Source organism: Enterobacter sp. MGH 4, assembly GCF_000534735.1.
GTDB lineage: Bacteria > Pseudomonadota > Gammaproteobacteria > Enterobacterales > Enterobacteriaceae > Enterobacter > Enterobacter intestinihominis.
This window is the reverse complement of the sequence record NZ_KI973298.1, coordinates 98,882-119,444: the sequence shown is the minus strand read 5'-3', so window position 1 is coordinate 119,444 and position 20,563 is coordinate 98,882. Positions and strand designations below refer to the sequence as shown.

Annotated in this window: 15 protein-coding genes, 2 tRNA genes, 1 rRNA gene and 1 riboswitch; of the genes, 7 read left to right on the top strand and 11 right to left on the bottom strand. The window is 55.7% G+C overall.

Annotated elements, in window-relative coordinates:
• Positions 1-90 precede the first annotated feature (90 nt).
• The 5 genes from L350_RS01175 to btuB all read right to left on the bottom strand — a co-directional run bounded on the left by L350_RS01175 (position 91) and on the right by btuB (position 4,925).
• A tRNA-Ala gene (locus tag L350_RS01175) sits at positions 91-166 on the bottom strand.
• Between the two features lie 42 nt (positions 167-208).
• Positions 209-285, bottom strand: a tRNA-Ile gene (locus L350_RS01180).
• A 70-nt stretch (positions 286-355) separates the two neighbouring features.
• Positions 356-1,897 (bottom strand): 16S ribosomal RNA (locus L350_RS01185).
• Positions 1,898-2,281: 384 nt separating this feature from the next.
• Complete coding sequence (gene murI / locus L350_RS01190) at positions 2,282-3,133, bottom strand: glutamate racemase (protein ID WP_023298885.1); 852 nt, start codon at positions 3,131-3,133, stop codon at positions 2,282-2,284.
• Positions 3,078-4,925, bottom strand: coding sequence for a TonB-dependent vitamin B12 receptor BtuB (gene btuB / locus L350_RS01195; protein ID WP_032626966.1), 1,848 nt, complete (start codon positions 4,923-4,925; stop codon positions 3,078-3,080). The genes murI and btuB overlap by 56 nt, the downstream gene beginning before the upstream one ends.
• Before the next feature lie 65 nt (positions 4,926-4,990).
• Positions 4,991-5,167: riboswitch (cobalamin riboswitch) on the bottom strand.
• 104 nt (positions 5,168-5,271) lie between these two features.
• On the opposite strand from btuB, the gene trmA reads away from it, so the two are divergent.
• Positions 5,272-6,372 carry a tRNA (uridine(54)-C5)-methyltransferase TrmA gene (gene trmA / locus L350_RS01200; RefSeq protein ID WP_032626964.1) on the top strand — a complete coding sequence of 367 codons (1,101 nt, stop codon included), beginning with the start codon at positions 5,272-5,274 and terminating at the stop codon, positions 6,370-6,372.
• A gap of 90 nt (positions 6,373-6,462) precedes the next feature.
• Here the strand turns inward: trmA and L350_RS01205 are convergent, their stop codons facing one another.
• Complete coding sequence (locus L350_RS01205; RefSeq protein WP_017383113.1) at positions 6,463-6,822, bottom strand: YijD family membrane protein; 360 nt, start codon at positions 6,820-6,822, stop codon at positions 6,463-6,465.
• Between the two features lie 9 nt (positions 6,823-6,831).
• Positions 6,832-7,470: an HTH-type transcriptional repressor FabR gene (gene fabR, locus L350_RS01210; RefSeq protein WP_003862059.1), complete on the bottom strand. Its 639-nt coding sequence runs from the start codon at positions 7,468-7,470 to the stop codon at positions 6,832-6,834.
• A 196-nt stretch (positions 7,471-7,666) separates the two neighbouring features.
• On the opposite strand from fabR, the gene sthA reads away from it, so the two are divergent.
• Positions 7,667-9,067, top strand: a complete 1,401-nt coding sequence (gene sthA, locus L350_RS01215; protein WP_003862057.1) for a Si-specific NAD(P)(+) transhydrogenase — start codon at positions 7,667-7,669, stop codon at positions 9,065-9,067.
• On the opposite strand, the gene oxyR is transcribed toward sthA, so the two are convergent.
• The 4 genes from oxyR to argC all read right to left on the bottom strand — a co-directional run bounded on the left by oxyR (position 9,050) and on the right by argC (position 13,539).
• Positions 9,050-9,967: a DNA-binding transcriptional regulator OxyR gene (gene oxyR / locus L350_RS01220; protein ID WP_022649783.1), complete on the bottom strand. Its 918-nt coding sequence runs from the start codon at positions 9,965-9,967 to the stop codon at positions 9,050-9,052. The two genes, sthA and oxyR, sit on opposite strands and share 18 nt — an antisense overlap.
• A gap of 305 nt (positions 9,968-10,272) precedes the next feature.
• Entirely contained in the window at positions 10,273-11,646 is a 1,374-nt protein-coding gene (gene argH / locus L350_RS01225) for an argininosuccinate lyase (protein ID WP_023307180.1), read from the bottom strand.
• Between the two features lie 105 nt (positions 11,647-11,751).
• Entirely contained in the window at positions 11,752-12,528 is a 777-nt protein-coding gene (gene argB / locus L350_RS01230) for an acetylglutamate kinase (RefSeq protein WP_115504209.1), read from the bottom strand.
• Positions 12,529-12,534: 6 nt separating this feature from the next.
• The gene (gene argC / locus L350_RS01235; protein ID WP_032626959.1) at positions 12,535-13,539 is read right to left on the bottom strand and encodes an N-acetyl-gamma-glutamyl-phosphate reductase; all 1,005 of its coding nucleotides are present in this window, start codon (positions 13,537-13,539) and stop codon (positions 12,535-12,537) included.
• 88 nt (positions 13,540-13,627) lie between these two features.
• Between argC and argE the strand changes: the two genes are divergently transcribed.
• The 5 genes from argE (at position 13,628) to L350_RS01260 (ending at position 20,511) form a co-directional block, all read left to right on the top strand.
• A complete protein-coding gene (gene argE / locus L350_RS01240; RefSeq protein WP_015569956.1) occupies positions 13,628-14,779 on the top strand; it encodes an acetylornithine deacetylase in 1,152 nt (383 codons plus the stop codon).
• Between the two features lie 306 nt (positions 14,780-15,085).
• Positions 15,086-17,737 carry a phosphoenolpyruvate carboxylase gene (gene ppc / locus L350_RS01245; protein WP_022649787.1) on the top strand — a complete coding sequence of 884 codons (2,652 nt, stop codon included), beginning with the start codon at positions 15,086-15,088 and terminating at the stop codon, positions 17,735-17,737.
• 102 nt (positions 17,738-17,839) lie between these two features.
• Positions 17,840-18,604 (top strand): helix-turn-helix transcriptional regulator, encoded by a 765-nt coding sequence (locus tag L350_RS01250; RefSeq protein ID WP_023298892.1) that lies wholly within the window; start codon positions 17,840-17,842, stop codon positions 18,602-18,604.
• 128 nt (positions 18,605-18,732) lie between these two features.
• A complete protein-coding gene (gene fsa / locus L350_RS01255; protein ID WP_032626957.1) occupies positions 18,733-19,395 on the top strand; it encodes a fructose-6-phosphate aldolase in 663 nt (220 codons plus the stop codon).
• Positions 19,396-19,407: 12 nt separating this feature from the next.
• Complete coding sequence (locus L350_RS01260) at positions 19,408-20,511, top strand: bifunctional L-1,2-propanediol dehydrogenase/glycerol dehydrogenase (protein WP_023298894.1); 1,104 nt, start codon at positions 19,408-19,410, stop codon at positions 20,509-20,511.
• Positions 20,512-20,563: the final 52 nt, after the last annotated feature.

The following is a 20,563-nucleotide window of genomic DNA, read 5'->3' as shown; positions in this document are numbered from 1 at the left end:
TTCAGCTTGATCCAGATTTTTAAAGAGCAAAACTTCGCAGTGCACCTTTTCAGGTTCACTCTGAAGTTTTCTTGTGTTCGCAGTAAAGGATGGTGGAGCTATGCGGGATCGAACCGCAGACCTCCTGCGTGCAAGGCAGGCGCTCTCCCAGCTGAGCTATAGCCCCATCGTTTGTAATCTCTGTACCGCTCATCCTTTAAAAGGAGTTTGGTAGGCCTGAGTGGACTTGAACCACCGACCTCACCCTTATCAGGGGTGCGCTCTAACCACCTGAGCTACAAGCCTGCAGAGATTTTTTACTGCTGTTTTTCATCAGACAATCTGTGTGAGCACTGCAAAGGCAGGTTCTTTAAGGTAAGGAGGTGATCCAACCGCAGGTTCCCCTACGGTTACCTTGTTACGACTTCACCCCAGTCATGAATCACAAAGTGGTAAGCGCCCTCCCGAAGGTTAAGCTACCTACTTCTTTTGCAACCCACTCCCATGGTGTGACGGGCGGTGTGTACAAGGCCCGGGAACGTATTCACCGTGGCATTCTGATCCACGATTACTAGCGATTCCGACTTCATGGAGTCGAGTTGCAGACTCCAATCCGGACTACGACGCACTTTATGAGGTCCGCTTGCTCTCGCGAGGTCGCTTCTCTTTGTATGCGCCATTGTAGCACGTGTGTAGCCCTACTCGTAAGGGCCATGATGACTTGACGTCATCCCCACCTTCCTCCAGTTTATCACTGGCAGTCTCCTTTGAGTTCCCGGCCTAACCGCTGGCAACAAAGGATAAGGGTTGCGCTCGTTGCGGGACTTAACCCAACATTTCACAACACGAGCTGACGACAGCCATGCAGCACCTGTCTCAGAGTTCCCGAAGGCACCAATCCATCTCTGGAAAGTTCTCTGGATGTCAAGAGTAGGTAAGGTTCTTCGCGTTGCATCGAATTAAACCACATGCTCCACCGCTTGTGCGGGCCCCCGTCAATTCATTTGAGTTTTAACCTTGCGGCCGTACTCCCCAGGCGGTCGACTTAACGCGTTAGCTCCGGAAGCCACGCCTCAAGGGCACAACCTCCAAGTCGACATCGTTTACGGCGTGGACTACCAGGGTATCTAATCCTGTTTGCTCCCCACGCTTTCGCACCTGAGCGTCAGTCTTTGTCCAGGGGGCCGCCTTCGCCACCGGTATTCCTCCAGATCTCTACGCATTTCACCGCTACACCTGGAATTCTACCCCCCTCTACAAGACTCTAGCCTGCCAGTTTCGAATGCAGTTCCCAGGTTGAGCCCGGGGATTTCACATCCGACTTGACAGACCGCCTGCGTGCGCTTTACGCCCAGTAATTCCGATTAACGCTTGCACCCTCCGTATTACCGCGGCTGCTGGCACGGAGTTAGCCGGTGCTTCTTCTGCGGGTAACGTCAATCGACAGGGTTATTAACCCTGTCGCCTTCCTCCCCGCTGAAAGTACTTTACAACCCGAAGGCCTTCTTCATACACGCGGCATGGCTGCATCAGGCTTGCGCCCATTGTGCAATATTCCCCACTGCTGCTTCCCGTAGGAGTCTGGACCGTGTCTCAGTTCCAGTGTGGCTGGTCATCCTCTCAGACCAGCTAGGGATCGTCGCCTAGGTGAGCCGTTACCCCACCTACTAGCTAATCCCATCTGGGCACATCCGATGGCAAGAGGCCCGAAGGTCCCCCTCTTTGGTCTTGCGACGTTATGCGGTATTAGCTACCGTTTCCAGTAGTTATCCCCCTCCATCAGGCAGTTTCCCAGACATTACTCACCCGTCCGCCACTCGTCAGCGAAGCAGCAAGCTGCTTCCTGTTACCGTTCGACTTGCATGTGTTAGGCCTGCCGCCAGCGTTCAATCTGAGCCATGATCAAACTCTTCAATTTAAAAGTTTGATGCTCAATGAATTAAACTTCGTAATGAATTACGTGTTCACTCGTTGAGACTTGGTATTCATTTAGTGTCCGAAGACATTAAGAATCCATGTCACTTTGAGTGCCCACACAGATTGTCTGATAAATTGTTAAAGAGCAGTGCAACGCGGCTTTCGCTCACCGTTGCGAGGTCCCGTATATTACGTTTTCCTCATTCAGAGTCAAGCAATTATTTTCACTTTTCTCTGTTGGCGTTCATCTCTGAACCCCGCTGTCCCGGCGGCTTGTAAGCCGTTGTTCCGTGTCAGTGGAGGCGCATTATAGGGAGTTCTCAGACGTTGACAACCCCTCTTTGAAAAAAAACGTTCAACCGTCTCTTTTTTGCTCAAAACCGTGCTACAGCGCCAGTTTTTCGAGCGTTTCGAAGCCATAACGACGTAAAACGGGCAAAAGTTGTTCGGTTTCTTTTGTTATCGCCATACAGAAAGCGATGTTCGCATCCGCTGATTTCGCATCCGGCGCCTCGTGCTCCAGTAGCCAGGCCGTCCGACGCGCAATCGCAGCACCGGAATCCACCAGCCGGGTCCCTTCAGGCAAAACCTTTAACAGCTCTTCCTGTAATAGCGGGAAATGGGTGCAGCCGAGAACAACCGTATCCGGTGGTTCCTGCATCCGCAGCCATGGACGCAGAATGCGACGCAGCTCTTCAAGCGATACCGTCTCGCCGTGCAGTTTCGCTTCCGCCATTTCCACCAGCTCCGCGGAGCCGAGCATGGCGATCTGGCATTCATTGGCAAAGCGCTCAATAAGCTCTCGCGTATAAGGACGTTTTACCGTACCGCGTGTCGCCAGCAACCCCACGATACCGTTCGCCGTCAGACGCGCCGCAGGTTTGATTGCCGGGACAACGCCCACAACCGGGAACGGGAATTTTTCGCGCAGGGCAGGAAGAGAGACCGTGCTTGCCGTATTACAGGCAATAACCGCCAGCGCCAGGGGATAGCGCTTTTGTACCGCGGTGACGATTTCAATCACACGCTCAACGATAAAGTCTTCACTCTTTTCCCCATACGGGAACGCGACGTTATCGAAGGCGTAGATGTAATGGAGATCCGGCAGGAGCTGCCGAATCTCATCATAGACCGAAAGCCCACCGACGCCGGAATCAAACACCAGCACGGTGGGACGCGGATCAGAAGGTGTAGCTGCCAGACAAGGTGTATTCCCGTCCTGCAGTTTGGTAGCCATAAACTGTCTCGTAATCTTTATCGAACAGGTTGGCTATTTTACCACGAACTGTGAGATGTGAGGTGACAGGATATGAAACCGCGACGTCCCACAGGCTGACGCCGCCCATTTTAACTTTCTCTGACGGATAGGTTCCAAAGTCGGTGTCGTAGCGCGTGCCGAGATAGTGATACGTCAGGCTCCAGTCAACATCATAGATCTGCGTATCAAGCTGATATTTCACCTGCTGTTTAGCACGACGGTCCAGAAGTTGATTGGTTGCCGCATTGCGGGCATCCACATAGTCGTAGCCCACAGTATGCGTCAACGGACCCGTATCAAACGACGCTGTCGCTTCTACACCTTTAATGCGTGCTTTGCCGACGTTGTAATATTGCTGCAGGTTATTGTTGAAGTCGATGAGATCATCAACGTCATTACGATAGCCGGATACGCGCCAGCTTACGCCTGCCGTCAGGCCTTCAAACGCCCCTTCCCACTGTTTGCTCTCTTCAGGATCAAGATGGGTATTGCCGTAGAAGCCATAGAGCTGACCCAGATTCGGCGCTTTATAGGCCGTGCCATAAGAGGCTATGAAGCGGTAACCGTCAACGAACTCCCAGGCTGCGCTACTTTGCCAGGTACCATGGCGACCAAACTGAGAGTTGTCATCGCTGCGGGCCGCCGCCTCCAGAGTGAAATCTCCAAACTGCTGCAACCCAGTCAGGTAGACGCCAGTGTTACGCAGGTCATAGGCGTTGGTTACGTAGTTGGTACCCGGCTCGGTGCTCTGTTTCTGCCAGTCAACGCCCGCGCCGATGTTGCCATGCCCCACGTCAACTGAGTTGGTCCACTGAACATTGTACTGTTTGATTTCATCCAGGGTTGCTGTGGAGTCATAGCGTCCAAGGTGCGGATCGTAATTGTAGTCTTTGCTGTGACTGTAGCTGGAGAGCAACTGTGAATGGAAAACATCCCGGTTAAACCGCAATCCGGCATCCCAGGTCTGGCTATAGAGTTGGCGGGTATCAACCAGCACATCAGGGGTGAATGAACTGTAATAGCCGTCATAGGCGGTACGGTTGCTGTAACCATAGCCGCGAACGAAACCACTCCATTGCTCAGAGAAAGCATGCTCCAGTGCGCCGTAGAGCGTTTTATTCATAAAGCCGTCGCGATCGGTCTGGGCAAGGCCGCCGTTATTACCGTCAGCAACGACGTCAAAGCCTTTTGTGTAGGTGTAATCCCCCGCCAGCGTAACGCGCGTACTTTCACCCAATGTTTGCTGGGTGCTGCCACCATAATTCTGGAAGCCGTGTGTCCCAACGCCAGCATTCAGCGTTGTGCCATCCTTCGCACGCGTAGTGATAATGTTGACTACACCACCGATCGCATCCGAGCCGTACACCGCCGAACGCGGTCCACGAAGATATTCGATGCGCTGCACCAGGGAGATCGGAAACTGGCTGAGATCGGACGACCCCGTGACGCCCGCCTGGTTAAGGCGGATCCCATCGACGAGAATCAGGACATGGCTGGAGTTCGTACCGCGTATAAAGAGAGAAGAGAGCTGCCCCATCCCGCCATTTTGTGCCGTATCTACGCCAGGCAGGCGACGCATGACATCCAGAACCGTGGTGGATTGCCAGCGGTCGATATCGGCCCGCGTCACGACAGAAGTCGCAGCCAGAACAGATTTTTCAGGTTGTTCGAAACGGTTTGCTGTCACCACCAACGAGTCGGCGCTTTCCTGCGCCCAGCCCGAAAATGCCGTGACGGAAAACGCCGTCAACAGCGATACTTTTTTAATCATTGTTAAAGCATCCACAATATAAGAAGGATGCCGCAGGCCTCATCGATAGCACGCGATGATGAAACCAAATGCGACGTGATCCCGGCAGGTCTTCGGGCTGGGTGGCGTTATACGGATGAAGACTTCCCGTTTTCACAGTGTCTACAACTCTCATCCCGCCAGTCTTTACCGCTGCGCGTCAGCTCCAGATTTGCACTGGATTCCCTTTTCACTCTCAGGAGACCGGAAACAGAATGCTACAATTAGACACGTATAGATGTCCAGATAGCTATTAGCCATTAAATCTGGACATCCACTGCACAATCCCTACAATCCCCGCGTAATTCTTTATCACTCAGGACGCATCATGACCCCCGAACACCTCCCGACAGAACAGTACGACGCACAGCTGGCAGAAAAAGTTGTCCGCCTGCAAAGTATGATGACGCCTTTCAACGCGCCCGTTCCCGAGGTGTTTCGTTCTCCGGTCAGCCACTACCGTATGCGCGCTGAGTTTCGCATCTGGCACGATGGCGATGACCTGTACCACATCATTTTCGATCAGCAGACGAAATCCCGGATTCGCGTAGACAGTTTCCCGGCGGCGAGTGAGCTTATCAACCAGCTAATGACGCTGATGATCTACGGTGTGCGCACTAATCCGGTGCTGCGCAACAAGCTGTTCCAGATTGACTACCTGACCACCCAAAGCAATCAGGCCATTGTCTCTCTGCTCTATCACAAAGCGCTGACCGACGAGTGGCGCGAGCAGGCAGAAGCCCTGCGCGATGCGCTGCGCGCGCAGAACATCAACGTGCACCTGATTGGCCGCGCGACCAAAACCAAAATCATGCTGGACCAGGATTACATCGACGAGCGTTTGCCGGTGGCAGGAAAAGAGATGGTTTACCGTCAGGTGGAGAACAGCTTCACCCAGCCGAATGCGGCAATGAACGTGCAGATGCTGGAGTGGGCGCTGAATGCGACGGAAGGGTCGACGGGCGATCTGCTGGAGCTCTACTGCGGTAACGGCAACTTCTCGCTGGCGCTGGCGCGTAACTTCGAACGCGTGCTGGCGACGGAAATCGCCAAACCGTCGGTGGCCGCCGCGCAGTACAACATCGCCGCTAACCATATTGATAATGTGCAGATCATTCGTATGGCGGCAGAAGAGTTTACCCAGGCGATGAACGGCGTACGTGAGTTTAACCGCCTGCAAGGGATTGATTTGAAGAGCTACCAGTGTGAGACAATTTTTGTCGATCCGCCGCGCAGTGGCCTGGACAGCGAAACCGAGAAGATGGTGCAGGCGTACCCGCGTATTTTGTACATCTCCTGTAACCCGGAGACGCTGTGCAAGAATCTGGAAACATTAAGCCAGACGCACAAGGTTGAACGTCTGGCGCTGTTCGATCAGTTCCCATATACGCACCATATGGAGTGCGGCGTACTGCTCACGGCGAAGTAATGTGGGCCTTGTAGGGCAGGTAAGCGAAGCGCCACCTGCCAAAAAAGCCGGATGGCGCTTCGCTTATCCGGCCTACAATGACAAAACCCTTTACTCTGGTAACTGGCTCTTGCGGCTACGCATGCGCGAGCCAATCCAGAACACCAGCGCCACAGACAGCACCGCAGGCAGGAAGTTAGAACCGATATCCGGATACTCTGCACGCACGACGGTGCTGTACAACAGTACACCCAGAATAAAACAGGCTGCGGCCAGCCCCGGTAACCCAACCGGCATGGTGCGGTTCAGATAACGTTGATGCAGGCAATACACCGTCAGCACCAGCGCGATAATCGGGAAAATCGAGAACGGTACAATTGAGCTGAAAACCGCCGCAAACGTACCGTTAATGGATAAGCCAGCGATCAATGCCAGCAACAGCGTTCCTTTATCCTGACCTGACTGTTTCATTACTCACCTTCACTCATCGTTTTGATGTGCCAACTTCTCTTGTTCACGGCGATACCAGTAGTACGCACCTTTAGAAATCATCCGCAGCTGCAATACCAGTCGCTCTTCGAGTTGCTTACGTTGTTCAATGCTGACATCCAGCGCTTCGGCACCCGCACTGAAAACAATGGTCACCATCGCCTCGGCCTGTGCTTCAGTAAACGCACGCGGCATATGGTTTTCGAGTTCAAGATAGTCGGCAAGTTCCGCGATGAAATGCTGAATTTCACGCGCGACGGCGGCACGAAACGCCGCCGACGTGCCAGAGCGCTCGCGCAGCAAAAGGCGAAACGCGTTAGGGTTATTGCCGATAAATTCCATAAATGTCGACACGGAGGTGCGGATCACGCTGCCGCCTTTGGCAATACGCTGACGCGCCTGACGCATAAGCTGGCGCAGCATCAAACCGCTCTCGTCGACCATGGTCAGGCCCAGTTCATCCACATCACGGAAATGACGATAGAAGGACGTTGGCGCAATCCCGGCCTCGCGCGCCACTTCGCGCAGGCTTAAACTGGCAAAACTCCGCTCAGCACTCAGTTGACTGAATGCGGCTTCCACCAGCGAACGCCGGGTTTTCTCTTTTTGTTGTGCTCTTACGCCCATCACGATAGTTGAATCCTTCCAAAGGCCCGTTGGCACTATACCAGAGAATAAAATTAATCTGTTTACCTGGCTTTGTGAATGATTGTTTACGCGCGGTTTGTGCTCCACTGCCCGAAAAAAGCACAACGATAATTGGGTTACCCAGGCAATGATGTTATGATTCTGTTGCTTTTATGTATAAGAACAGGTAAGCCTTGCCATGCCACATTCCTACGATTACGACGCAATAGTTATTGGTTCCGGCCCCGGCGGCGAAGGTGCTGCTATGGGTCTGGTAAAACAGGGAGCCAGAGTAGCGGTTATTGAGCGCTACCATAATGTCGGCGGCGGTTGCACCCACTGGGGCACCATCCCTTCGAAAGCCCTCCGCCACGCCGTTAGCCGCATTATCGAATTTAACCAGAACCCTCTTTACAGCGACCACTCCCGACTTCTTCGTTCTTCCTTTGCCGATATCCTGAATCACGCAGACACGGTCATTAACCAGCAGACGCGCATGCGTCAGGGTTTCTATGAGCGCAACCACTGTGAAATTCTGCAGGGTAACGCGCATTTTGTGGATGAACACACCCTGGCGCTGGAGTGCCACGACGGTTCGGTTGAGACGCTCACCGCTGAAAAATTTGTGATTGCCTGCGGATCGCGCCCATATCATCCGGCAGACGTGGACTTCTCTCATCCACGCATTTACGACAGCGACTCCATCCTCAGCCTGCACCACGAGCCACGCCATGTGATCATCTATGGCGCGGGCGTGATTGGCTGTGAATATGCGTCGATTTTCCGGGGAATGGAGGTCAAAGTTGATTTGATCAACACCCGCGACCGGCTGCTGGCGTTCCTCGATCAGGAGATGTCAGATTCCCTCTCCTACCACTTCTGGAACAGTGGCGTGGTGATTCGCCACAACGAAGAGTACGAGAAAATCGAAGGCTGCGACGACGGTGTGATCATGCACCTGAAATCTGGTAAGAAGCTGAAGGCGGACTGCCTGCTGTATGCCAACGGCCGTACCGGCAACACGGATTCATTGCAGCTGGAGAATATCGGGCTTGAAACCGACAGCCGCGGTCAGCTCAAGGTCAACAGCATGTACCAGACTGCGCTGCCGCACGTTTACGCGGTCGGCGACGTTATTGGTTACCCAAGTCTGGCCTCCGCTGCTTACGATCAGGGCCGCATCGCCGCACAGGCGCTGGTGAAAGGTGAAGCTACGGCGCATCTGATCGAGGACATCCCGACGGGCATCTACACCATCCCGGAAATCAGTTCTGTCGGCAAAACCGAGCAGCAGTTGACGGCCATGAAGGTGCCTTACGAGGTGGGTCGTGCCCAGTTTAAACACCTGGCGCGCGCACAAATTGTGGGGATGAGCGTGGGTACGCTGAAGATCCTGTTCCATCGCGAGACGAAAGAGATCCTCGGTATTCACTGCTTTGGTGAACGTGCCGCGGAAATCATTCATATCGGCCAGGCGATCATGGAGCAAAAAGGTGGTGGCAACACCATCGAGTACTTCGTTAACACCACCTTTAACTACCCGACCATGGCGGAAGCCTATCGGGTAGCTGCGCTGAACGGCTTAAACCGCCTGTTTTAACGCGTTGTCGAAATGGCCATCCATTGCACCACGGATGGCCTCTGCCAGCTGCTCATAGCGGCTGCGCAGCGGTGAACCCGGACGATAAACCAGGCCGATCGTGCGACGCGGCTCTGGCTTAATACACGGCAGATAGACCACGCCATCACGCTTACGCTCGCGCGGCACGGCCAGCGCAGGCAGCAGCGTAATGCCACTTCCCGCCGCGACCATGTTACGCAGCGTTTCCAGGCTGGTTGCGCGGAAATGGGTATCTTCATCTGCACCCGCTTCGAAGCAGAAGCCCATCGCCTGATCGCGCAGACAGTGGCCGTCTTCCAGCATCAGCAGCTTTTCTCCGGCCAGATCGGCCATCGGCACGCGATCGCGGTTCGCCCACGGGTGATCTTCATAGATCGCCAGCATCATCGGCTCATCGAACAGCGGTACTTCAATAAAGGCTTCACTCTCTTTGACCAGCGCCAGGATCGCGCAGTCGAGCTTGCCGCTGTCTAACTGCGCCAGCAGCTGATGGGTTTGCGCTTCATGCAGGTACATTTCGAGTTTCGGGAACGTCTGGTGCAGCAGCGGAATGATTTGCGGCAACAGATACGGGCCAACGGTTGGGATCAGGCCAATATGCAGCGGGCCGGACATCGCCTCCCCCTGCTGGCTTGCCATTTCCTTGAGCACTTTGACCTCGCGCAGTACGGTGCGCGCCTGATCCACCAGCAGCAGACCTGCCTGCGTGAACAGTACCTTACGACTGGTGCGCTCCAGCAGCATCACGCCCAGCTCATCTTCCAGCTTGCGGATCTGACCGCTCAGCGTTGGCTGGCTGACATGGCAGGAGTCTGCCGCGCGGCGAAAATGGCGATGCTCAGCTAACGCTACCAGGTATTCAAGATCACGAATATTCATTATTCATCCTCCGTCGCCACGATAGTTCATGGCGATAGATAGCATAGCAACGAACGATTATCCCTATCAAGCATTCTGTTGAATAATACATCACATAGACGAGGCGGCACGTGTTTGACCCAAAACGACCCCGCACCGTCAGCGAGTTTCTCTCAAAACTCGAAAAACTAAAGCCAACGTGAACTTTTGCGGACCCCGTGGTCCGCTTTTTTTTGCGTATAAAAAAGCCCAGCACTAAGCCAGGCTCCGTTTTTCTCCCTCTCCCTGTGGAAGAGGGCCGGGGTGTGGGCACCAGCCCGCACAAATCAAACCAACCGGTTTTTCGCGTCCGCAATCGCCTGCGCTACCTGCTTCGGCGAGACTCCACCTTTCGCTGCACGCTTATCCAGGCAGGACTGCAGCGCCAGAATCGGGTAGACATCCTCCCCAATAACCGCACTGAATTTTTGCAGGTCGGCAAGCGCCAGCTCTTCAAGGGCTTTACCCTGACGAATCGCTTCCACTACCGCTTCACCCACAATATGGTGCGCCTCGCGGAACGGTACGCCTTTCGCCACCAGGTAGTCTGCCAGCTCGGTAGAGTTAGCATAGCCCTGCTGCGCCGCTTCCTGGCAGCGAGGACGTTTCACCTGAATGCCGTCCAGCACCAGCGCGCCCATATGCAGACAGTCCAGCCAGGTGTCGAGCGCGTCGAACAGCCCCTCTTTGTCTTCCTGCATATCTTTGTTGTATGCCAGCGGCAGCCCTTTCAGGGTCATCATCATGCCGGTCAGCGCGCCCTGCACGCGGCCACACTTACCGCGGATCAGCTCCAGCGCATCCGGGTTTTTCTTTTGCGGCATCAGGGAGGAGCCGGACGTCACACGGTCGGACAGCTCGACGAAGCCCGCTTCGCCAGAGTTAAAGAAGATCAGGTCTTCGGCAAAGCGCGACAGGTGCACCATCCCGATAGAGGCATTCGACAGCAGCTCCAGCACGTGGTCACGGTCAGAGACGCTGTCCAGGCTGTTGCGGGTGGCGGAAGCAAAACCCAGCCAGCCTGCCAGCTGCTCACGGTCGATTTCATACGCCGTACCGGCCAGCGCGCCGCTGCCCAGCGGGCTGACGTCCAGACGCGTTAAGGTATCCTGTAAACGGCTCTCATCACGCGCCAGCATCTCAACGTAGGCCAGACACCAGTGCGCAAAGGTCACCGGCTGTGCGCGTTGCAGGTGGGTATAACCCGGCATCACCGCATCCTGATTGTTCTGCGCAGTGTCCACCAGCGCGCTCTGCAGCTGACGATTCGCCGCCAGCAGTTCGCCGACGGTCTCTTTACACCACAGCTTCAGGTCGGTCGCCACCTGGTCATTACGGCTACGCCCGGTATGGAGCTTTTTACCCAGCTGGCCGACTTTGTCGATCAGTTTGCCTTCCACCCAACTGTGAATATCTTCGGCATCGCTCTGGAGGATTTGCTGCGGATCCAGACGCACCTCTTCCAGCAGATTATTCAGCGCCTCTTCCAGCTGCTGCTGTTCCTCTGCGGTCAGCACGCCCACGGTCACCAGCGCTTTGGACCAGGCCACAGAGCCGACAATATCCTGTTCGGCCAGGCGGTAGTCGAAGCGCAAAGAGTCGTTGAACTGTTTGAACCGCTGATCCGCTGCCTGTGTAAAACGCCCACCCCAAAGTGCCATAACGAATTTCCTTAATGATGATATTTTTGCCCGGTGGCGCTGCGCTTACCGGGCCTACAAAATTCACGTAGGCCGGATAAGCGAAGCGCCATCCGGCACAGAATCTTAAGCCAGAATACGCGTACCAATCGGCGTACCGTTAAACAGCGCCGGGAGTTGCTCCGCGTGACGCCAGGAGGCGATATCCACCGGACGACCCAGCGTGCGCGCAGCATCCAGCGCCGCGTTCACCTTAACGATCATGCCGTCGGTGATAATGCCCTGATCGATCAGCTGTTCGGCTTTTGTGGCGGTCATTTCCGCTATACGCTGGCCTTTGCCGTCCAGAATACCGCTCACGTCGGAGAGCAGGATCAGGTCTGCGCCCAGCGTAGCAGCCAGCGCGGTTGCCGCCTGGTCCGCATTGACGTTCATCAGCTCGCCCTCTTCGGTCACGCCGATTGAGCTCACCACCGGCAGAAAACCACCTTCCAGCAGGGTGTTAATCAGCTTAGGCGAACCTGGCTGCGCCAGTCCAACATGGCCAAGCGCTTCGTCGAGCTGGGTCACTTTCACGCTATCGCCATCGCCAAGACAGAGGCCAACGGACGCGATGTGGTGCTTCTTCGCCCACGCCAGCAGCGTTTTGTTCGCCGTCCCCGCCAGCGCACCAGTAATAATGTCAATCTGGTCGGCAGGCGTGACGCGCAGGCCATTTTTCTTAATCACCGGCAGGTTGAGCCCTTTCATCAGCTCGTCCACCACACAGCCGCCGCCGTGGACAATCACCAGCGGACGTTGATGTGATTCACGATAGTTCACCAGCGCGGTAAACAGGCGCTCCAGCGCTTCTTCGCTGTCCAGCAGTACACCACCGAGTTTGATAATTAATGGGTTCATCATCACACCTTAAATAAGAGCCTGCGTTTCAGGGAAGCCGAAACGAATATTTGCACACTGCATTGCCTGTGCGGCAGCGCCTTTGAGTAAGTTATCTTCTGCGGCGACCACAATCAGGTGCTCGCCCTGCACGGCAAAGCCGATGTCGCAGAACGGCAGGCCGACCACGTTTTTTAGCGCTGGTACGCCTTTGTCATACAGACGCACCAGTGGTTTATCCGCATACGCCTGCGTGAAGACTTCGCTCACCTGTTCTTTGGTCACACCCGGCTTCAGGCGGCAGGTAATGGTTTCGAGGATCCCGCGCGGGAAGCTACCGAGGTGCGGGGTGAAGATCACCTCCGCGCCCAGATGGGTGGTGATTTCAGGGTGATGACGGTGATTAAACACGCCATACGGCTGAAGGCTCACTTCGCAGAAGCTGTTGGAGATCGCGGCCTTGCGCCCGGCGCCGCTCACGCCGCTGGTGGCGTTGATCACCGGCCACTGGTCAAGATCCAGCAGACTCGCGTCGATCAGCGGCTTAAGGGAGAGCTGCGCCGCCGTCGGGTAACAGCCAGGCACGGCAATCAGATTCGCTTCTTTCAGTTTATCTGCGCTCCACTCCGCCAGGCCGTACACCGCTTTTTCGAGCAGATCCGGGTGCTGATGGGTGAAGCCGTAATATTTTTCGTAGAACGCGCTGTCGTTAACGCGAAACGCGCCGGAGAGATCGAAGACCACGCAACCGGCTGCCAGAAACTGCGGCGCCAGGTCGTGACTGACCTCGTGTGCGGTGGCTAAAAACACCACGTCAACGCCGTCGGTAAACTCGCTGATGTCAGACATGGCCTGCAAAGGCAAATCAACCACGCCCTTAAGTTGTGGATGCAAATCGGAAATTAACTTTCCGGCATCATTGCTTTGCGCTGACACGGTCAAAGCGGTTATGGTCATATGTGGGTGGCGATTCACGTAGCTTACAAGCTCTGCGCCCGCATAACCGCTAGCGCCTACAATCAGCGTATTCAACATCGGGTTCCTTTATGCTCAACGTTAATGTATTTTTATTCACATTTATTGCATGAATATTGATACTATCACGACCTAAGGTGTGTCAACAATGAAAATGAACTTACCGCCATTTATCGAGATTTACCGCGCCCTGATTGCCACACCGTCCATCAGCGCAACGGAAGAAGCGCTGGATCAGAGCAATGAGTCTTTAATCAATCTGCTGGCGGGTTGGTTTAGCGATCTTGGGTTTAACGTTGAGGTTCAGCCCGTCCCCGGAACACGTCACAAATTTAACCTGCTCGCCAGCACCGGACATGGCGCTGGCGGCCTGCTGCTGGCTGGTCACACTGACACCGTGCCGTTTGACGATGGCCGCTGGACCCGCGATCCGTTCACCCTGACAGAGCACGACAACAAGCTCTACGGTCTCGGCACGGCGGACATGAAAGGCTTCTTTGCTTTTATCCTCGACGCGCTGCGTGACGTGGACGTGACAACGCTGAAAAAGCCGCTCTACATTCTGGCGACCGCCGATGAAGAGACCAGCATGGCGGGCGCACGGTATTTCTCTGAAAACACGTCGATTCGCCCGGACTGCGCGATCATCGGTGAACCTACCTCTCTGCAACCGATTCGGGCGCACAAAGGCCATATTTCTACCGCAGTGCGCGTGCTGGGCCAGTCTGGTCACTCCAGCGATCCGGCGCGCGGCGTGAACGCCATTGAGCTGATGCATGACGCGATTGGCCGCATCATGACCCTGCGCGACGATCTGAAAGAGCGCTATCACTACGAGGCGTTCACCGTGCCGTATCCGACGCTGAACCTCGGCAGCCTGCACGGCGGTGATGCGTCCAACCGTATCTGCGCCTGCTGCGAACTGCATATGGATATCCGTCCTCTGCCGGGCATGACGCTGAGCGATCTGGATGGCTTACTGAACGAAGCGCTGGCACCGGTCAGCGAGCGCTGGCCGGGACGTCTGACGGTCTCCGAACTGCATCCGCCGATTCCAGGCTACGAATGCCCGCCTGACCACCAGCTGGTTCAGGTGGTGGAAAAACTGCTCGGGGAGAAAACCGACGTGGTGAACTACTGTACCGAAGCGCCGTTTATTCAGACCCTGTGCCCGACGCTGGTTCTGGGCCCTGGCTCCATCAACCAGGCCCACCAGCCGGACGAATATCTCGAAACCCGCTTCATCAAGCCCACCCGCGAACTCATTACCCAGGTTGTGCATCACTTCTGCTGGCATTAAAACGGCCCCTCACCCTGCCCTCTCCCCAAAGGGGAGAGGGTGTTCAAGTACCCTCTCCCCTTTGGGGAGAGGGTTAGGGTGAGGGGAGTAAATCCCGCGATCTTCGTCACATTCCCATAAGCATCTCTTATCTGACGCAATACGAATTAAATTTCGTAAATTGCCCGCATTTATTCATCTGCTGAACCGTTTTCGCAGCAATTGACGACGGGGGTTTTACGTGGCTTTATAAAGGGAGATGACAAAATAATGTCCAGAAAATTTTCGCCTGGGCATAAACAAAAATGATGGGGTGACTGGGTTTTTATGAACGAACAATATTCCGCGTTGCGTAGTAATGTCAGTATGCTCGGCAAAGTGCTTGGAGATACCATCAAAGATGCGTTGGGGGAGAACATCCTCGACCGTGTTGAAACCATCCGCAAGCTGTCCAAATCTTCCCGCGCCGGTAACGAGGCCAATCGTCAGGAGCTGCTCACCACCTTGCAGAACCTCTCTAATGATGAGCTACTGCCCGTTGCCCGCGCCTTCAGCCAGTTTCTGAACCTGGCAAACACCGCTGAGCAATACCACAGCATTTCGCCAAAAGGCGAAGCGGCCAGCAACCCGGAAGTCATTGCCCGCACCCTTCGTAAACTCAAAGACCAGCCCAACCTCAACGAAGCGACCATCAAAAAAGCGGTGGAATCCCTTTCGCTGGAGCTGGTGCTGACCGCACACCCAACCGAAATCACGCGTCGTACGCTGATCCACAAAATGGTGGAAGTGAACAACTGTCTGAAGCAGTTGGATAACAAAGACATTGCCGACTACGAACGTAACCAGCTTATGCGCCGCCTGCGCCAGCTGATTGCTCAGTCCTGGCACACCGATGAAATTCGTAAGCATCGCCCAAGCCCGGTCGACGAAGCCAAATGGGGCTTTGCGGTGGTGGAAAACAGCCTGTGGGAAGGGGTGCCAAACTACCTGCGCGAGCTGAACGAACAGCTGGAAGAAAATCTGGGCTATCGCCTGCCGGTCGACTTTGTGCCGGTTCGCTTCACTTCCTGGATGGGCGGCGACCGCGACGGCAACCCGAACGTGACGGCGGAAATCACCCGTCACGTCCTGTTGTTGAGCCGCTGGAAAGCAACCGATCTGTTCCTGAAAGATATTCAGGTGCTGATCTCCGAGCTGTCGATGGTAGAAGCGACGCCGGAACTGCGCGCGCTGGCCGGTGAAGAAGGCGCCAGTGAGCCGTACCGTTTCCTGATGAAAAAACTGCGCGGTCAGCTGATGGCCACGCAGGCCTGGCTGGAAGCGCGCCTGAAAGGCCAGCGCCTGCCGAAGCCGGAAGGTCTGCTGAGCCAGAACGAACAGCTCTGGGAACCTCTGTACGCCTGTTATAAATCGCTTCAGGCCTGCGGGATGGGCATCATTGCCAATGGCGAGCTGCTCGACACCCTGCGCCGCGTGAAGTGTTTCGGCGTGCCGCTGGTGCGTATCGACGTCCGTCAGGAAAGCACCCGTCATACCGAAGCGCTGGGCGAGCTGACCCGTTATCTCGGCATTGGCGACTATGAAAGCTGGTCCGAAGCCGACAAACAGGCGTTCCTGATCCGCGAGCTGAACTCCAAGCGCCCGCTGCTGCCGCGCAATTGGGAGCCAAGCAATGACACCCGCGAAGTGCTCAACACCTGTAAAGCGATCGTGGATGCGCCGAAAGGATCGGTGGCCGCCTATGTGATCTCCATGGCGAAGACCCCGTCCGACGTGCTGGGCGTTCACCTTCTGCTGAAAGAAGCGGGCATCGACTACGCACTGCCGGTAGCACCGCTGTTTGAGACTCTCGACGACCTGAACAACGCCAACGACGTGATGACCCAGTTGCTGAACATCGACTGGTATCGCGGCTTTATTCAGGGCAAGCAGATGGTGATGATTGGCTATTCCGACTCCGCGAAAGATGCGGGCGTGATGGCAGCCTCCTGGGCGCAGTACCAGGCGCAGGATGCGCTAATTAAAACCTGCGAAAAAGCCGGTATTGAACTGACCCTGTTCCACGGACGCGGCGGCTCAATTGGTCGTGGCGGTGCGCCTGCACACGCAGCGCTGCTCTCCCAACCACCAGGAAGCCTGAAAGGCGGACTGCGCGTGACCGAGCAGGGCGAGATGATCCGCTTCAAGTACGGCCTGCCGGAAGTGACCATCAGCAGCCTGTCGCTCTATACCAGTGCGATCCTGGAAGCCAACCTGCTGCCGCCGCCGGAGCCAAAAGAATCCTGGTGCCGGATTATGGACGAGCTGTCTGACATCTCCTGCGATCTGTATCGCGGCTACGTGCGTGAAAACAAAGACTTTGTGCCTTACTTCCGCTCAGCCACGCCTGAGCAGGAGCTGGGTAAACTGCCGCTCGGCTCGCGCCCGGCCAAGCGTCGTCCTACTGGCGGCGTTGAATCCCTGCGCGCCATTCCGTGGATCTTTGCCTGGACGCAAAACCGTCTGATGCTGCCAGCCTGGCTGGGTGCCGGTGCGGCGCTGCAAAAAGTGGTGGAAGACGGTAAGCAGAGCGAACTGGAAACCATGTGCCGCGACTGGCCATTCTTCTCTACCCGTCTGGGCATGCTGGAGATGGTCTTCTCGAAAGCCGACCTGTGGCTGGCGGAATACTACGATCAGCGTCTGGTGAAACCCGAGCTGTGGGCGCTGGGTAAAGAGCTACGCGAGCTGCTGGAAGGCGACATCAAAGTGGTGCTGGATATCGCTAACGACTCCCACCTGATGGAAGACCTGCCGTGGATCGCCGAGTCTATCCAACTGCGTAACATCTACACCGACCCGCTGAACGTTTTACAGGCTGAACTGCTGCACCGTTCGCGTCTGGCGGAAGAGGAAGGTAAAGAGCCGGATCCACGCGTCGAACAGGCGTTAATGGTGACGATTGCAGGCGTTGCGGCGGGGATGCGTAACACCGGTTGATCGGTTTTGCCGGGTGGCGCTTACGCTTACCCGGCCTACAATAGGCTTTTCGTAGGCCCGGCAAGCGCCAGCGCCGCCGGGCAATACCCTGGTATCCACACCATGCACCACGATATCCCCCACATCCTGAATGACCTGATCAACGGCACCTTGCCGCTGCGTCAGGTGCATTTCCCCCCTTCGGCTAAACCTCTCCCCCGAACGTCACCTTGCCTCGTGCTTAGCTTTGATACGGCCTGCGAAGCGTTATTTTTTTCATCCGGTAATATTCCGCTTCAACCCGCCTTTTCGCTCAACATCAGCTTCGGCAAGCAACAACTGACTCTTCAGCTCGAGCGCGACAACACGCTTTTGCAACAGCAACAGGTTGCCAGACGCGGGCCGCGAGTGGGCGCATTCCTTTTGCAGACGCTCGCTGAATTGCAAATGCAGCCAGACGATCGGGAAACGGCCAGACTGGTGGTATTAAGTTTGCTCAGCCACTGTCGCGATCTGCTGGGCAGCGATATCCATACCGCCAGCCGCAGCCGTGCATTATTTGAAGCGATTCGTCACTACATCGAAGAACATCACGCCTCTGCACTAACCCGTGAATCGGTGGCGCAGGCGTTTTATATTTCTCCGAACTACCTTTCTCATCTTTTTCAAAAAACAGGCAGCGTGGGGTTCAACGAATATCTTACGCAAACACGCCTCGAGCACGCGCGTCAGCTTCTTAAAGGCTACGAGTTTAAAATCAAAGATATCGCTGCAAGCTGCGGATTTACGGACAGTAACTACTTTTGCCGTCTCTTTCGCAAGCACACTGAACGTTCCCCTTCCGAATATCGACGCCAGTATCACAGCCAGCTGATCGCCAAAAAGTAGCATTGTGATCGCTCTCTCACTTCGCCAGGGACATTACATTTATCCAGTATTTGGCAAAATTGACCTGTATTCGCCGCGACTGGGTGCGCCGTATCCTTTATTCAACCTTTCTGACTTAAGGAAAAATAATGGAACTGTACCTGGATACCGCCAACGTGGCAGAAGTTGAACGCCTGGCGTGCATTTTTCCCATTGCGGGCGTGACCACCAACCCAAGCATCGTAGCCGCCAGCGGCGAATCTGTCTGGGAGGTGTTGCCGCGCCTGCAGCATGCTATCGGCCCGGAGGGCAGGCTGTTTGCCCAAACCATGAGCCGCGACGCCGAAGGAATGGTGGCGGAAGCAAAACGGCTGAACAATGCCCTGCCGGACATCGTGGTAAAAATTCCCGTCACTGCACAGGGGCTCATCGCGATTAACGCGCTGAAGAAAGAGGGAATTACCACGCTGGGAACCGCCGTTTACAGCGCCGCTCAGGGGTTACTGGCCGCGCTGGCAGGAGCGAAATATGTCGCACCGTATGTAAACCGCGTCGATGCGCAGGGCGGTGACGGCATTCGCACGGTACAGGAACTGCAATCCCTGCTGGAACAGCATGCGCCAGAGAGCATGGTGCTGGCTGCCAGCTTTAAAACGCCGCGCCAGGCGCTGGATTGCCTGTTGGCAGGATGTGAGGCAATCACGCTTCCCTTAGACGTAGCGCAACAAATGCTCGGCACGCCAGCGGTAGAGTCAGCCATAGAGAAGTTCGAGCAGGACTGGAAAAACGCGTTTGGTAACCTCAACCTCTAAGGGAGATATGTTATGGACCGTATCATTCAATCGCCGGGGAAGTACATCCAGGGGGCTGATGTTCTCACTCGTCTCGGCGACTACCTGAAGCCGCTGGCGGCTCGCTGGCTGGTGGTAGGCGATAAATTTGTGCTGGGTTTTGCCGAAGAAACCCTGCGTCAGAGTTTTAAAAAAGCCGGGCTCCATGCCGAAATTGCACCGTTTGGCGGCGAATGTTCGCAAAATGAAATCGATCGCCTGAAAAAACTGGCCGACAGTACCGACTGCCTGGCGGTGCTGGGTATCGGGGGCGGAAAAACGCTGGATACCGCCAAAGCGCTGGCGCACTTTATGGACGTGCCGGTGGCTATTGCCCCGACCATTGCCTCCACCGATGCGCCGTGCAGTGCCCTTTCCGTGATTTATACCGACAGCGGCGAGTTCGATCGCTACCTGATGCTGCCGCACAACCCGAACATGGTGATTGTCGATACCAGGGTGGTGGCGGGCGCACCTGCGCGCCTGCTGGCCGCCGGGATTGGCGATGCCCTGGCAACCTGGTTTGAAGCGCGCGCCTGTTCGCGTAGCGGCGCCACGACCATGGCGGGTGGCAAGTGCACGCAGGCAGCGTTAGCGCTGGCTGAACTGTGCTACAACACGCTGGTTGAAGAGGGCGAGAAAGCGATGCTGGCGGCGGAACAACACGTGGTGACGCCTGCTCTGGAACGCATTATTGAAGCCAACACCTATCTGAGCGGCGTGGGCTTTGAAAGTGGCGGGCTGGCGGCGGCACACGCCATTCACAATGGCATGACGGCGGTGCCGGATGCGCACCATTTCTACCACGGTGAAAAAGTGGCATTTGGTACGCTGACGCAACTGGTACTGGAGAACGCGCCGGTAGAAGAAATCGAAACCGTTGCGGCGCTGTGCCATAGCGTCGGGCTGCCAATTACGCTGGCGCAGCTGAATATCAAAGAGGATATTCCGGCTAAAATGCGGCTGATCGCGGAGGCGTCCTGTGCCGAAGGGGAAACCATTCACAACATGCCTGGCGGCGTAACGCCGGATCAGGTCTATGCGGCGCTGCTGGTGGCGGACCAGTATGGACAGCGATTCTTGCAGGAGTGGGAGTAATAGAAAAGCCGGGTGGCGCTGCGCTTACCCGGCCTACATGGCACTTTAATTT

Coding starts and splice junctions, on each gene's coding strand:
- trmA (WP_032626964.1), top strand. CDS start 5,272: ATGACCCCCGAACACCTCCCGACAGAACAGTACGACGCACAGCTGGCA.
- L350_RS01205 (WP_017383113.1), bottom strand. CDS start 6,822: ATGAAACAGTCAGGTCAGGATAAAGGAACGCTGTTGCTGGCATTGATC.
- btuB (WP_032626966.1), bottom strand. CDS start 4,925: ATGATTAAAAAAGTATCGCTGTTGACGGCGTTTTCCGTCACGGCATTT.
- L350_RS01250 (WP_023298892.1), top strand. CDS start 17,840: ATGCACCACGATATCCCCCACATCCTGAATGACCTGATCAACGGCACC.
- argE (WP_015569956.1), top strand. CDS start 13,628: ATGAAAATGAACTTACCGCCATTTATCGAGATTTACCGCGCCCTGATT.
- sthA (WP_003862057.1), top strand. CDS start 7,667: ATGCCACATTCCTACGATTACGACGCAATAGTTATTGGTTCCGGCCCC.
- murI (WP_023298885.1), bottom strand. CDS start 3,133: ATGGCTACCAAACTGCAGGACGGGAATACACCTTGTCTGGCAGCTACA.
- L350_RS01260 (WP_023298894.1), top strand. CDS start 19,408: ATGGACCGTATCATTCAATCGCCGGGGAAGTACATCCAGGGGGCTGAT.
- fsa (WP_032626957.1), top strand. CDS start 18,733: ATGGAACTGTACCTGGATACCGCCAACGTGGCAGAAGTTGAACGCCTG.
- oxyR (WP_022649783.1), bottom strand. CDS start 9,967: ATGAATATTCGTGATCTTGAATACCTGGTAGCGTTAGCTGAGCATCGC.
- argH (WP_023307180.1), bottom strand. CDS start 11,646: ATGGCACTTTGGGGTGGGCGTTTTACACAGGCAGCGGATCAGCGGTTC.
- argB (WP_115504209.1), bottom strand. CDS start 12,528: ATGATGAACCCATTAATTATCAAACTCGGTGGTGTACTGCTGGACAGC.
- ppc (WP_022649787.1), top strand. CDS start 15,086: ATGAACGAACAATATTCCGCGTTGCGTAGTAATGTCAGTATGCTCGGC.
- argC (WP_032626959.1), bottom strand. CDS start 13,539: ATGTTGAATACGCTGATTGTAGGCGCTAGCGGTTATGCGGGCGCAGAG.